Annotated in this window: 3 protein-coding genes; 2 read left to right on the forward strand and 1 reads right to left on the reverse strand. The window is 62.0% G+C overall.

Features of this window, described 5'->3' with window-relative positions:
• Positions 1 to 109 precede the first annotated feature (109 nt).
• Positions 110 to 658, reverse strand: a complete 549-nt coding sequence (locus ACMXYH_RS09345) for an RNA polymerase factor sigma-70 (protein WP_008145913.1) — start codon at positions 656 to 658, stop codon at positions 110 to 112.
• A gap of 372 nt (positions 659 to 1,030) precedes the next feature.
• On the opposite strand from ACMXYH_RS09345, the gene ACMXYH_RS09350 reads away from it, so the two are divergent.
• Together ACMXYH_RS09350 and ACMXYH_RS09355 are read left to right on the forward strand one after the other, a co-directional pair.
• Positions 1,031 to 14,014, forward strand: a complete 12,984-nt coding sequence (locus ACMXYH_RS09350) for a non-ribosomal peptide synthetase (RefSeq protein ID WP_415766905.1) — start codon at positions 1,031 to 1,033, stop codon at positions 14,012 to 14,014.
• Positions 14,015 to 14,193: 179 nt separating this feature from the next.
• On the forward strand, positions 14,194 to 15,018 hold the full coding sequence (locus tag ACMXYH_RS09355; RefSeq protein WP_415766906.1) for an alpha/beta fold hydrolase: 825 nt from the start codon (positions 14,194 to 14,196) through the stop codon (positions 15,016 to 15,018).
• The last annotated feature ends 94 nt before the right edge of the window (positions 15,019 to 15,112 follow it).

Raw genomic sequence — 15,112 nt, forward strand, 5'->3', positions numbered from 1 at the left:
GCGAGCCCGCTCCCACATTTGATCTCCAGTGTCCACAAAGAGTGTGTTCACAAAAGATCCAATGTGGGAGCGGGCTTGCTCGCGAAGGGGGCGACGCAAATTTCAGATCTTAGCGGCGGGCAAAGGTATCCACACGACTGCCCGACACCTTGCGGCAGTGCACCAGCGCATCGCGAATCATGAAGTTCACCAGGGTCGGCGAGACGCCAAGCTCCTTGGCGATGTCCTTTTGCGGCACGCCGTGCAGGCGGTACATCTCGAAGGCGTAGCGGGTGCGGCTGGGCAGCTCGGTCAGCGCGTCGGCGATGTGTTCCAGGGTCGAGAAGTTGATGTGCGAGGTTTCCGGCGAAGCACCTTGAATCACCACGTTCAGGCCTTCCTCTTCAGGGCCCGAATACTTCTGCTCCAGCGCCTGTTTGCGGTAGTGATCGATCGCCAGGTTGCGCACGATCTGGAACAGGTAGCTGAGCTGAGCCTTGAACGAGGACGTGATCTGCGGCGCTGATTGCAGCCGGAAAAACGCATCCTGCACTACGTCTTCAGCACGCGACCGGCAGCCGGTAATGCGGGCTGCAATCTTGACCAGAATCAGTCGATTGTCGACGAATGCCTGAAGTAGCGGTGAATCGCACCTGCTTGTGGACACTTGTTCCGTCATGGAAATCACCTTGCTGCCAATAGGTTCGTGGGACGGCAAGCGGGGGCTTAGCCGTCCAACACATCGAGCGACAAATTATTCTTAATGATAATGATTGTCAAATGAGAAATAGAACTAATGCGCCGCAAAGGTGCAGAGTGAGAACTGCGACACGCTGACGCACTGCAGCCCCATTGGCGATCAGGCTTACCGACTAATTATTTCAAGAGGTCAACCGTTCTCATTGGTGAATGGTTCCGGGTAGCGGCTGCGGCCAAAACAGCATTCCCAAGCCTTGTGCGGTCGGCGAAGACCGCGCCCTGTACGCCCTCGAAGGGGCGTGACGTCAGAAAACCGATTCCACTTGCAAGCCGAATTCAGGCAGGAAACCTCATGACCGACGCGTTCGAACTCCCCAGCACACTGGTCCAAGCCCTTCAGCGCCGAGCGGCCCTGACGCCGGACCGGGTGGCCTTGCGTTTTCTCTCCGAAACCCAGGATCAGGCTGTGGTGCTCAGTTATCGCGAGCTGGATCAGCGGGCGCGGACCATTGCTGGCGCGTTGCAGGCCGAGGCTGCGTTTGGCGATCGCGCGGTGCTGCTGTTTCCCAGCGGTCCGGATTACGTCGCGGCGTTCTTCGGCTGCCTGTACGCCGGTGTGATTGCGGTGCCGGCCTATCCGCCGGAGTCGACTCGTCGTCATCATCAAGAGCGTTTGCTGTCGATCATCAGCGATGCCGAACCGCGTTTGCTGCTGACCAGCGCCGCTCTGCGCGATGCGTTGCAGCAAATTGAGGGCGCGCCGCCGTTGCTGTGTGTCGACACCCTCGACAGCGCCCTGGCCGAACGTTGGGTGGCGCCGGTCCTTACAGACGACCACATCGCGTTCCTGCAATACACCTCCGGCTCCACCGCGTTGCCGAAAGGGGTGCAAGTCAGCCACGGCAACCTGGTGGCCAATGAATTGCTGATTCGCCACGGCTTCGGCATCGATCTGAATCCTGACGACGTGATCGTCAGCTGGTTGCCGCTGTACCACGACATGGGCCTGATCGGCGGTCTGTTGCAGCCGATTTTCAGCGGCGTGCCGTGCGTGTTGATGTCGCCGGCGTATTTCCTCGGCCGGCCGTTGCGCTGGCTGGAAGCGATCAGCGAGTACGGCGGCACCATCAGCGGCGGGCCGGATTTTGCCTATCGATTGTGCAGCGAGCGGGTCAGTGAATCGGCCCTGGAACGCCTCGACCTGAGTGGCTGGCGCGTGGCGTATTCCGGTTCCGAACCGATTCGCCTCGATACGCTGGAACGCTTCGCCGAGAAGTTCGCGGCCTGTGGTTTCACCCAAGACAGTTTCATGGCGTCCTACGGGTTGGCCGAAGCGACGCTGTTCGTGGCTGGCAGCCCTCGCGGTCAGGGCATTGGCAACCTGCGCGTGGACGATCAAGCCCTGGCACAAAACCGTGCCGAGCGGGGCGATGGCAGCCCGATCATGAGTTGCGGCATCAGTCAGCCGGATCACGCGGTGCTGATTGTCGATCCAGCAGCCCTCACCGAGTTGGCTGACGACGCGGTTGGCGAAGTCTGGGCCGCCGGACCAAGTATCGCCCACGGTTACTGGCGCAATCCGGAGGCCAGCGCCAAAACCTTCGTTCAGCACGCTGGCCGCACCTGGCTGCGCACCGGTGACCTGGGCTTTATGCGCGGCGGTGAACTGTTCATCACCGGGCGCCTGAAAGACATGTTGATCGTCCGTGGCCACAACCTTTATCCGCAGGACATCGAGCAAACCATCGAGCGCGAAGTGGAGGTGGTGCGCAAAGGTCGTGTCGCCGCTTTCGCCGTCAACATCGAGGGGCAGGAAGGCATCGGCATTGCGGCGGAAATCAGCCGCAGCGTGCAGAAAATCCTCCCGCCCGATGCCCTGATCAAAGCCATCCGCCAAGCCGTGGCCGAGGCGTATCAGGAAGCGCCAAGCGTGGTGGTACTGCTCAATCCGGGCGCGTTGCCCAAGACCTCCAGCGGCAAACTGCAACGCTCGGCATGCCGCAATCGTCTGGCGGACGGCAGCCTCGAAAGCTATGCATTGTTCCCGTCGGCAGACATCGAAAGTAAATCCGCGACTGAATCAGGTTCCGAACTGCAAACCCTGATCGGCCAGATCTGGTGCGAGCAGCTGAGCGTCAAACAGGTCAGCGCCGACGATCACTTCTTCCTGCTGGGCGGCAACTCCATTGCCGCCACTCAGGTGGTTGCGCGTCTGCGCGAAGCACTCGGTCTGGAGCTGAACCTGCGCCTGCTGTTTGAAGCGCCGACCCTCGGCGCGTTTGCCGCCGAAGTCGCTCAGCAGCAACAGGACGGGGGACTCGCCCAAGGCGCGATCACCCCGTTGTCGCGCACCGATGCCATGCCGCAATCGCTTGCGCAAAACCGTCTGTGGATCACCTGGCAACTTGACCCGCAGAGCAGCGCCTACAACATTCCCGGCGCCTTGCGCCTGCGCGGCGAGCTGGATGAAGACGCCTTGCGCGCCAGCTTCCAACAGTTGATCGAGCGTCACGAATCCCTGCGCACGCGGTTCTTCGAACGTGATGGTGTGGCGCTGCAACAGGTCGATGCAGCGAGCGAATTCAACCTGCAACTCATCGATATCAGCGACCTGCCGGTTGCCGAGTGTGAAGCTCGCGCACAGCAGATCCGTGAAGACGAAGCCCGCACGCAATTCGATCTGCAGCAAGGCCCGCTGCTGTGGGTGACTCTGGTGCGTCTCGATGATGAGGACCATCAACTGTTGGTGACGATGCATCACATCATCGCCGACGGTTGGTCGCTGAACGTGCTGATCGACGAGTTCTCGCGCCTGTATGCCGCAGCGTCCCAAGGAAAAAAGGCGACGCTTCCGGTATTGCCGACCCAGTACGCCGATTACGGCAGCTGGCAGCGTCAATGGCTGGCGCAAGGGGAGGGCGAGCGTCAGCTGGCTTACTGGAAAGCGCAATTGGGCTGTGACCATCCGACCCTGAGCCTGGCCACTGACCATCCGCGTTCGGCGCAACACCTTCACAGCGCCGCGCGCCACACCGTACGGTTGGGCGCGACCCTGAGCGATGCCATTCGCCAGACCGCCCAGGCCCATGAATCCACCTCGTTCATGCTGTTGCTCGCCGCGTTCCAGAGCCTGCTGCACCGCTACAGCGGCCAACGCGACATCCGCATCGGCGTGCCGAACGCCAACCGTCCGCGCCTGGAAACCCAAGGGCTGATCGGCTTCTTCATCAACACCCAGGTGCTGCGCGCCGAACTGGATTCGCAGCTGCCATTCGTGGAGCTGCTGGCGCAAACCCGTCAGGCCGCGTTGGGCGCACAAGCGCATCAGGATCTGCCGTTCGAGCAATTGCTCGAAGCCTTCCCGCAAGCCCGCGAACAAGGTTTGTTCCAGGTCATGTTCAACCACCAGCAGCGGGATTTGAGCGCATTGCGTCGCCTGCCAGGGCTGCTGGCTGAAGAGCTGCCGTGGCACAGCCGCGAAGCCAAGTTCGACCTGCAACTGCACAGCGAGGAAGACCAAAAGGGTCGCCTGAGCCTGTCTTTCGACTACGCCAGCGACCTGTTCGACGCGACGACTATCGAGCGTCTGGCCGAGCACTTCACCAACCTGTTGCGAGCCATTTGCGAACAACCGAAAATCGCCATCGGCGATCTGCAATTGCTGACCTCGTCCGAGCTCGATCAGCAAGCATCGTGGAGCGCCGCACCGTGTACGCCGGCCAGCGTTTGGCTGCCTGAATTGCTCAACGAACAGGCTCGCCTGACCCCGGAACGCACCGCGTTGATGTGGGACGGTGGCGCCATGAACTTCGCCGAACTGCACACCCAATCCAACCGCCTGGCCCATTACCTGCGCGACAAAGGCGTCGGCCCGGACGTCTGCGTGGCCATCGCCGCCGAGCGTTCGCCGCAATTGCTGATCGGCCTGCTGGCGATCATCAAGGCCGGTGGCGCCTACGTGCCGCTGGACCCGGATTACCCGGCCGAACGCCTGGCCTACATGCTCAGCGATAGCAGCGTCGAGTTGCTGCTGACCCAAACCCAATTACTCGAGCGCTTGCCGGCCACCGATGGCGTCAGCGTGATCGCCATGGACGCCTTGCATCTGGAGAACTGGCCGAGCCACGCCCCGGGCCTGCACCTGCACGGCGACAACCTGGCGTACGTAATTTACACCTCCGGTTCCACCGGCCAGCCGAAGGGCGTCGGCAACACCCACGCAGCCCTCGCCGAACGCCTGCAATGGATGCAGAACACCTATCGTTTGAACGACACCGACGTGCTGATGCAAAAGGCGCCGATCAGTTTCGATGTGTCGGTGTGGGAGTGCTTCTGGCCGCTGATCAGCGGTGCACGTTTGCTGATTGCCGGCCCCGGCGACCACCGCGATCCGCACCGCATCGCGCAACTGGTTCAGCAATTCGGCGTGACCACGCTGCACTTCGTACCGCCGCTGCTGGCGTTGTTCATCGACGAACCGCTGAGCGCCGAGTGCACAAGCCTGCGCCGCGTATTCTCCGGCGGCGAAGCCTTGCCTGCCGAACTGCGCAACCGCGTGCTGGAACAACTGCCCGCCGTGCAATTGCACAACCGCTACGGCCCGACCGAAACCGCGATCAACGTCACTCATTGGCACTGCACAACGGCCGATGGCGAACGCTCGCCGATTGGTCGTCCGCTGGGCAATGTGCTGTGCCGCGTGCTCGATGAGGCACACAATCCCGTTCCGGCCGGTGTGCCGGGTGAACTGTGCATCAGCGGTATCGGTTTGGCCCGTGGCTATTTGGGGCGTCCGGGTCTGACTGCAGAACGTTTTGTCGTCGATCCATTGGGCGAGCAGGGCGCGCGTCTGTACCGCACCGGTGACCGTGCACGCTGGACCGCTGACGGTGTGATCGAATACCTCGGCCGTCTCGATCAGCAGGTCAAGCTGCGTGGCTTCCGCGTTGAACCGGAAGAAATCGAAGCACGATTGCTGGCTCAGGACGGTGTCGCTCAAGCCGTGGTGTTGGTGCGAGAGACGGCGGCCGGTGGACAGTTGATCGGTTACTACACCGCAACCGATTCCACAGAAGATATTGATGCTCAAACCGCACGCCTGAAAGCTGCGCTGGCCGCCGAGTTGCCGGAGTACATGGTCCCGGCGCAACTCATGCGTCTGGACGAAATGCCCCTGAGCCCAAGCGGCAAACTCGATCGTCGCGCCTTGCCGGAACCGCAATGGCAAGTGCGCGAACACGTCGAACCGGTTACCGCGCTGGAACAACAAATCGCCGGCATCTGGCGTGAGGTATTGGGCCTCGCGAAAATCGGTCTGCGCGACGATTTCTTCGCACTCGGCGGCCATTCCTTGCTGGCCACGCAAATCATTTCCCGCACTCGTCAGGCCTGCGACGTCGAGTTGCCGCTGCGCGCGCTGTTCGAAAACAGTGAGCTGGGCGCCTTTGCCGAACAGGTTCAACTGATCCAGGCCAGCGGCAAAACCAACCAGCAACCGCCGATCGAGAAAGTCGATCGCAGCCAACCGGTGCCGTTGTCCTATTCCCAGCAGCGCATGTGGTTCCTCTGGCAGATGGAACCGGACAGCCCGGCCTACAACGTTGGCGGCATGGCGCGGCTGCGCGGGGTGCTCGATGTCGGGCGCTTCGAAGCCGCGCTGCAAGCACTGATCATGCGTCATGAAACCCTGCGCACCACGTTCCCGAGCATCGATGGCGTGGCGCAGCAACGGGTTCACCCGGACACCGGGATGCGCATGGACTGGAAGGACTTCTCCGCGCTCGACGTTGATCGCCGCGAACAACGCGTCCAGCAACTGGCCGACGACGAGGCACATAAACCCTTCGATCTGGAAACCAGACCCCTGCTGCGCGCCTGCATGGTCAAGACCGCCGAGCAGGAGCACTACCTGGTGCTGACCCTGCACCACATCGTCACCGAAGGCTGGGCGATGGACATCTTCGCCCGGGAACTGAGCGCGCTCTACGAGGCCTTCGTCGATGACCGCGAATCGCCGCTGCAACCGCTGCCGGTGCACTACCTGGATTACAGCGTCTGGCAGCGCCAGTGGCTGGAGTCCGGCGAACGTCAGCGCCAACTCAATTACTGGACCGCGCAACTGGGCCGCGAACATCCGCTGCTGGAATTGCCGGGCGACCGTCCGCGTCCACCGGTGCAAAGCCATCAGGGCGAACTGTTCCGTTTCGACCTGAGCGATGATCTTGCCGCGCGGGTCCGCGCCTTCAATGCACAAAACGGTCTGACCCTGTTCATGACCATGACCGCCGCGTTGGCGGTGCTGCTTTACCGCTACAGCGGTCAGACCGACCTGCGCATCGGCGCGCCGGTGGCCAACCGGATTCGTCCGGAAAGCGAAGGGCTGATCGGTGCGTTCCTCAACACTCAGGTGCTGCGTTGCCAGCTTGACGGGCAGATGTCCGTGGGTGAGTTGTTCGAGCAGGTTCGCCATACCGTGATCGAAGGCCAGTCCCATCAGGACTTGCCGTTCGATCACTTGGTGGAAGCCTTGCAGCCACCGCGCAGCACCGCTTACAACCCGTTGTTCCAGGTGATGTGCAACGTGCAGCGCTGGGAATTCCAGCAGAGCCGCACACTCGCGGGCATGACCGTCGAATACCTGGCCAACGATGCGCGTGCGACCAAGTTCGACCTCAACCTGGAAGTCACCGACCTCGACCATCGCCTGGGTTGCTGCCTGACCTACAGCACTGATCTGTTCGATGAACCACGCATTGCGCGGATGGCCGGGCATTGGCGCAACCTGCTGGAAGCGCTGCTGGCCGATCCGCAACAGCGCCTCAGTGAGCTGCCGCTGCTGGAAGCCACCGAACAGCAAAACCTGCTCGACAGCCTCGGCGTCGAGCCGGGCGAACATCGCCTCGACCAGTGCATTCATCACCTGTTCAGCGAGCAGGCGCTGGCGCGCAAAGATGCGCCGGCACTGACCTTCGCCGGGCAAACCCTGAGCTACACCGAACTCGACAGCCGCGCCAATCGCCTGGCCTGGATGCTCCGCGAGCGTGGCGTCGGGCCGCAGGTTCGGGTCGGTCTGGCGCTTGAGCGTTCACTGGAAATGGTCGTCGGCCTGCTGGCGATCCTCAAGGCGGGCGGCGCCTACGTGCCGCTGGACCCGGAATACCCGCTGGATCGTTTGCACTACATGATCGAAGACAGTGGCATCGGTTTGCTGCTCAGCGATGCGGCGATGTTCGAAGCGCTTGGCGAACTACCGCCTACCGTGGCTCGCTGGTGCCTGGAGGAGGACACAGCAGAACTGGCCAACTACCCGGCCACCGAGCTGCCGTTTATCAGCCTGCCGCAGCATCAGGCGTACCTGATTTACACCTCGGGCTCCACCGGCAAACCGAAAGGCGTGGTGGTGTCCCACGGTGAAATCGCCATGCATTGCCGCGCGGTGATCGAGCGCTTTGGCATGCGCCCGGACGATTGCGAACTGCACTTCTATTCCATCAACTTCGACGCCGCGACCGAGCGGTTGCTGGTGCCGCTGTTGAGTGGTGCTCAAGTCGTTTTGCGCGCTCAAGGCCAGTGGGACGCGGAAGAAATCTGCGGGCTGATTCGCCGTCACAACATCAACATTCTCGGCTTCACCCCGAGCTACGGCAGCCAATTGGCGCAGTGGCTGGCAACTCAGGGCGAAATCCTGCCAGTGCGCATGTGCATCACCGGCGGTGAAGCGCTGACTGGCGAGCACCTGACGCGGATTTGCGCGGCGTTCAAGCCGAGCTTGTTTTTCAACGCCTATGGCCCGACCGAAACCGTGGTCATGCCGCTGGCCAGTCTGGCGCCCGAGCAATTGGAAGAAGGCCTCAGCAGCGTACCGATCGGCAGTGTGATCGGCGCGCGCGTGGCCTACATCCTCGACGCTGATCTGGCGCTGGTGCCGCAAGGCGCGACCGGCGAGTTGTACGTCGGCGGCGCCGGTCTGGCGCAGGGTTATCACCAGCGTCCGGGCATGACGGCCGAACGTTTTGTGGCTGATCCGTTCGCCGCCAATGGCGGGCGTCTGTACCGCACCGGCGATCTGGTGCGCCAGCGCGCCGACGGTCTGGTGGAATACCTCGGACGTATTGACCATCAAGTGAAGATTCGTGGTTTTCGCATCGAGTTGGGCGAAATCGAAACCCGTTTGCTGGAACACGACGCCGTGCGTGAAGCCGTGGTGCTGGCGCTGGATGCCCCGAGCGGCAAACAACTGGTCGGCTATCTGGTGACTGAAGTCGCCGAGCAAGATGAAGCGCAACAACACACACTGCGTGAGGCGTTGAAGGCGCACCTCAAATCCCAGTTGCCGGATTACATGGTGCCGACGCACCTGATCCTGCTCGCAAGCATGCCGCTGACCGCCAACGGCAAACTCGACCGCCGCGCATTGCCGGCACCGGACCCGGAGCTGAACCGTCAGCAGTACGTGGCACCGAGCAACGAGCTTGAACTGACGTTGGCCAGCATCTGGTGCGAAGTGCTGAACGTTCTACAGGTCGGCCTCAACGACAACTTCTTCGAATTGGGCGGCGATTCGATTCTGTCGATCCAGGTGGTCAGCCGTGCGCGGCAGCAGGGCATTCACTTCAGCCCGCGTGACCTGTTCCAGCACCAGACCGTGCAGACCCTGGCCGCCGTGGCGACCCGCACCGAGCAGGTCACCGCCGAACAAGGTTTGCTGACCGGCGAATCGCGTCTGACGCCGATCCAGCACTGGTTCTTCGACACCGACATCCCCCAGCGCCAACACTGGAACCAGGCATTGCTGTTGGAACCCACCGTGGCGCTGGAGCCCCATCGTCTGGAGCAAGCGCTGCTGGCAGTGATCGAACAGCACGACGCCTTGCGTTTGCGCTTCTCTGAAATTGCAGGCCAATGGCAGGCCGAGCACCAGGCGGTTTCCGACGCGCCGGTGCTGTGGCAAGTGCGTGTTTCGACCATGGACAAATGCGCGGCACTGTTCGCCGATGCCCAGCGCAGCCTCGACCTTGAGGAGGGTCCGCTGATGCGCGCGCTGCTGGTCGACGGTCCCGAGGGCCAACAACGGCTGTTCATCGCCATTCACCACTTGGTCGTGGATGGGGTTTCGTGGCGGGTGTTGCTGGACGATTTGCAAACGGTGTATCGCCAACTGGACGCGGGGCAGTCGGCAAAACTGCCGGCGAAAACCAGTGCCTTCAAGGACTGGGCGGCACGTTTGCAAGCGTATGCCGGTAGCGAATCCCTGCGTGAAGAATTGAGCTGGTGGCAGTCGCAACTGGCCGGTCAAAGCGCCGAATTACCGTGTGATCGCCCCGAGGGTGGCCGGCAGAATGGTCATGCGCAAACCGTCAGCGTGCGCCTCGACAGCGAGCGCACCCGCCAATTGTTGCAGCAAGCGCCGAGTGCCTATCGCACTCAGGTCAACGACTTGCTGCTGACCGCATTGGCCCGCGTGCTGTGCCGTTGGAGCGGTCACGAATCGGCGCTGATTCAACTCGAAGGTCACGGCCGCGAAACGCTGTTCGACGAGATCGACCTGACCCGCACCGTCGGTTGGTTCACCAGTGCCTATCCGCTGCGGCTGATGCCAGTGGACGGGCAGGGCGCCTCGATCAAGGCGATCAAGGAACAACTGCGTGCGGTGCCGCATAAAGGCTTGGGTTATGGCGTGCTGCGTTATCTCGCCGATGACTCGAGCCGGCAGACCATGGCTGCCTTGCCGGTGGCGCCGATCACCTTCAACTACCTAGGCCAGTTCGACCAGAGCTTTGGCGCGGACGCCTTGTTCCGTCCTCTCGATGAAGCGGTCGGCGCGGCCCATGATCCTCGCGCGCCGCTGCCCAATGAGCTGAGTGTCGACAGTCAGGTCTATGGCGGTGAGCTGGTGCTGCGTTGGACCTTCAGTGCCGAACGCCACGATCTGCGGACCATCACTGAGCTGGCAGACGCTTACCTCGGCGAATTGCAGAGCCTGATCGAGCATTGCCTGCGCGCCGATGCGGGAGGCCTGACGCCGTCGGACTTCCCGTTGGCGAAACTGACCCAGCCGCAACTCGACGCGTTGCCCATCCCGGCCGCCGCCATCGAAGACGTCTACCCGCTGACACCGATGCAGGAAGGCATGCTGCTGCACACCTTGCTGGAACCGGGCACCGGCCTCTACTACATGCAGGATCGCTACCGCATCAACAGCGAGCTCGACCCGCAGCGTTTTGCCCAGGCCTGGCAAGCGGTGATCGCCCGTCACGAAGCCCTGCGCGCGTCGTTCTGCTGGAACGTGGGCGAAGACATGCTGCAAGTTATCCACAAGCCGGGCAGCACGCCAATCGAGTACCTGGACTGGAGCGCAATCGCCGAAGTCGAGCAGGAGCCGAAGTTGCAGGCGTTGCTCAAAAGCGAGCGCGAGGCCGGGTTCGATCTGCTCAATCAGGCACCGTTCCACCTGCGCCTGATCAAGGTCGGCGCGGCGCGCTACTGGTTCATGATGAGCAACCACCACATCCTCATCGATGCCTGGTGCCGTTCGCTGCTGATGAACGATTTCTTCGAAATCTACACCGCCCTTGGCGAAGGCCGGGACGCGCAACTGGCCGTGCCACCGCGCTATCGCGACTACATTGGCTGGCTGCAACGCCAGAGCCTGGCCGAGGCGCGGCAGTGGTGGAAAACCAACCTGCAAGGTTTCGAACGGACCACGCCGATTCCGAGCGATCGACCGTTCCTGCGTGAACATGCCGGCGAAAGCGGCGGCATGATCGTCGGTGACCGCTACACAAGGCTCGATGCCCGTGACGGTGCGCAACTGCGCGAACTGGCTCAGGCGCATCAACTGACCATCAACACCTTCGCTCAAGCGGCGTGGGCGTTGGTGCTGCGCCGTTTGAGCGGTGATCGCGACGTGTTGTTTGGTGTCACGGTGGCCGGGCGTCCGGTGGACATGCCGCAGATGCAACGCACGGTCGGGCTGTTCATCAACAGCATCGCGCTGCGGGTGAAAATGCCCGAAGACCATCAGCGTTGCAGCGTTCGTCAATGGTTGAGCGGCTTGCTCGACAGCAACATGCAACTGCGCGAGTACGAATACCTGCCGCTGGTGAGCATCCAGGAAAACAGCGAGCTGCCCAAGGGCCAGCCGTTGTTCGACAGCCTGTTCGTGTTCGAAAACGCCCCGGTGGAAGTCTCGGTGCTGGACCGTGCGCAAAGCCTCAACGCGACCTCGGATTCGGGCCGCACCCACACCAACTTCCCGCTGACGGCGGTCTGCTATCCGGGCGATGACCTGGGCTTGCACCTGTCTTACGACCAGCGTTATTTCGATGAGTCGACCGTCGAGCGCATGCTCGGCGAGTTCAAGCGGTTGCTGCTGGCACTGGTCGAAGGTTTCCACGGCGACATGGCCGATCTGCCGTTGCTGGGTGCCGAGGAACAGGACTTCCTGATCCACGGCTGCAACCAGAGCGAACACGAGTACCCGCTGGAGCAGAGTTACGTCTCATTGTTTGAAGCGCAGGTTGCTCAGCATCCGCAACGGGTTGCCGCCAGTTGCCTGGATCAGCAGCACAGTTACCTTGAGCTGAACCAGCGCAGTAACCGTCTCGGTCATGCCTTGATCGCCGCTGGCGTAAGGCTGGATCAACCGGTGGCGTTGCTGGCTGAACGTAACCTCGATCTGCTGGGCATGATCATCGGCAGCTTCAAGGCGGGCGCCGGTTATTTGCCGCTGGATCCGGGGCTGCCGAGTCAGCGTCTGAGTCGAATCATCGACCTGAGCCGCACGCCGTTGCTGGTTTGTTCTCAGGCCTGCCGCGAGCAAGCGTTGGCGCTGCTGGATGAGTTCGGTTGCGCCAACCGGCCCACGTTGTTGGTCTGGGAAGAGGTACAGGCGAGCGATGTTTCGGTTGCCAACCCGGGCATCTACAGCAGCCCGGACAACCTCGCTTACGTGATCTACACCTCGGGCTCGACCGGCCTGCCGAAAGGCGTGATGGTCGAACAGCGCGGCATGCTCAACAACCAGTTGAGCAAGGTGCCGTACCTAAATTTGAGCGATGCCGATGTGATCGCTCAGACCGCCTCGCAAAGTTTCGACATTTCGGTCTGGCAGTTCCTCGCCGCACCGCTGTTCGGCGCTCGGGTGGACATCGTGCCGAACACCATCGCCCATGATCCGCAAGGGTTGCTGGCGCATGTGGCGGCCCAGGGCATCACCGTGCTGGAAAGCGTGCCGTCGCTGATTCAGGGCATGCTCGCCCAGGAACGCATGAGCCTCGACGGTCTGCGCTGGATGCTGCCAACCGGTGAGGCAATGCCGCCGGAGCTGGCGCATCAGTGGCTGCAGCGCTACCCGGAGATTGGGCTGGTGAATGCATACGGTCCGGCGGAATGCTCGGATGACGTGGCGTTCTTTCGCGTCGACATGGCGTCGACGCGCGGCAGCTACCTGCCGATTGGTACGCCGACCGACAACAACCGTTTGTACTTGCTTGATGGTGCCTTGGAACTGGTGCCGTTGGGTGTGGTGGGCGAGTTGTGCGTCGCGGGTACCGGTGTCGGCCGTGGCTACGTCAGTGATCCTTTGCGCACGGCTCAAGTGTTTGTGCCTGACCCGTTTGGTGCGCCGGGTGATCGCCTGTATCGCACCGGCGACCTGGCCCGTCGGCGCAGTGACGGCGTGCTGGAATACGTCGGGCGGATCGACCATCAAGTGAAGATTCGCGGCTACCGCATCGAACTGGGTGAAATCGAAGCGCGTTTGCATGAGCAACCGCAAGTGCGCGAAGCGGCGGTGGGTGTTCAGGAAGGCGTCAACGGCAAACATCTGGTCGGCTATTTGGTAGCGGCTGATTCTTTGATCAATCCAACCGAGCTGCTGGAACGCATCAAGCAACGCCTGCGTGCCGAACTGCCGGAATACATGGTGCCGTTGCACTGGCTATGGCTGGATCGCATGCCGCTCAACGCCAACGGCAAACTTGATCGCAAGGCTTTGCCGGCGCTGGAGATCGGCCAGTTGCAGAGCCAGGGCTACCAGGCGCCGCGCAATGAACTGGAGCAGACGCTGGCGGATATCTGGGCCGAGGTGCTGAAGGTCGAGAAGGTGGGTATTCGCGACAACTTCTTCGAGCTGGGCGGGCATTCATTGCTGGCAACGCAGATCGCTTCGCGGGTGCAGAAAGCTCTGCAACGGGATGTGCCGCTGAGGGCGATGTTTGAATGCAGCACGGTGGCGGAGTTGGCTGGGTACATCGACGGATTGGCGGCGAGCGACATCACTGAGGAGAAGGTGGATCGCCTTAACGATTTGATGGCGGAGTTGGAGGGGCTTTGATTCTCTAGCGATTGTGAATGCCCCTTCGCGAGCAAGCCCGCTCCCACATTTGATCTGTGTACGCAGGACTAATGTGGGAGCGGGCTTGCTCGCGAAAGGGCCGGTACAGACACTGCAAAGTTGACTGTGGATCGTCAGCGGCACAGTCTGCCTGTGCCATTTTGGAGAGGAGACAACCGATGCCCTTCGCAACAATAGACGGACAAGCGCTTCACTACATTGATCAAGGCACAGGCCCTGCCGTTCTGCTGGCCGGCAGCTACCTGTGGGACCAGGCCATGTGGGCGCCGCAGATTGCCGCTCTGTCGCAGCAGTATCGGGTGATCGCTCTGGACCTGTGGGGCCATGGTGAATCCGGGCCGCTACCCCAAGGCACACAGTCGCTGGATGACATTGCGCGCCAGGCACTGGCGCTGCTCGATCATCTGGACATCGACCGTGTCACGTTGGTCGGTCTCTCGGTCGGCGGCATGTGGGGCGTACGTCTGGCGCTGTCGGCACCGCAGCGGATCAACGGTCTGGTACTGATGGACACCTACGTCGGCGTCGAGCCGGAACCGACTCGCCAATACTATTTCTCGCTGTTCAAACAGATCGAAGACACCGGCGTGATCGCGCCGCAGCTGCTCGATATCGTCGTGCCGATCTTCTTCCGTCCGGGCATCGATCCGCAGTCGGCGCTGTATCAGGACTTCCGCGCCAAACTGGCCGCACTGCCGCCGGAGCGTCTGCGCGAGAGCATCGTGCCGATGGGGCGGATTACGTTTGGGCGGGATGATCTGTTGCCGCGTCTGGGCGAGTTGAATCCTGACACCACGCTGCTGATGTGTGGCGATCAGGACAAGCCGCGGCCGCCGTCGGAGACAAGGGAAATGGCCGAGCTGATCGGTTGCCCGTATCTGCTGGTGCCGGAGGCGGGGCATATCTCCAATCTGGAGAATCCGCAGTTTGTCACCGACGCAATGCTGAAGTTTCTAAGTGAGAGAGCCCGCAAAACCGCGTAATCGTTCTTCGCGAGCAAGCCCGCTCCCACATTTGACCTGTGTTCGCAGGACTAATGTGGGAGCGGGCTTGCTCGCGAAGACGCCAGTGAACCCA

Origin of the sequence: Pseudomonas frigoris (assembly GCF_047758635.1) — a bacterium.
GTDB classification, from domain to species: domain Bacteria; phylum Pseudomonadota; class Gammaproteobacteria; order Pseudomonadales; family Pseudomonadaceae; genus Aquipseudomonas; species Aquipseudomonas frigoris.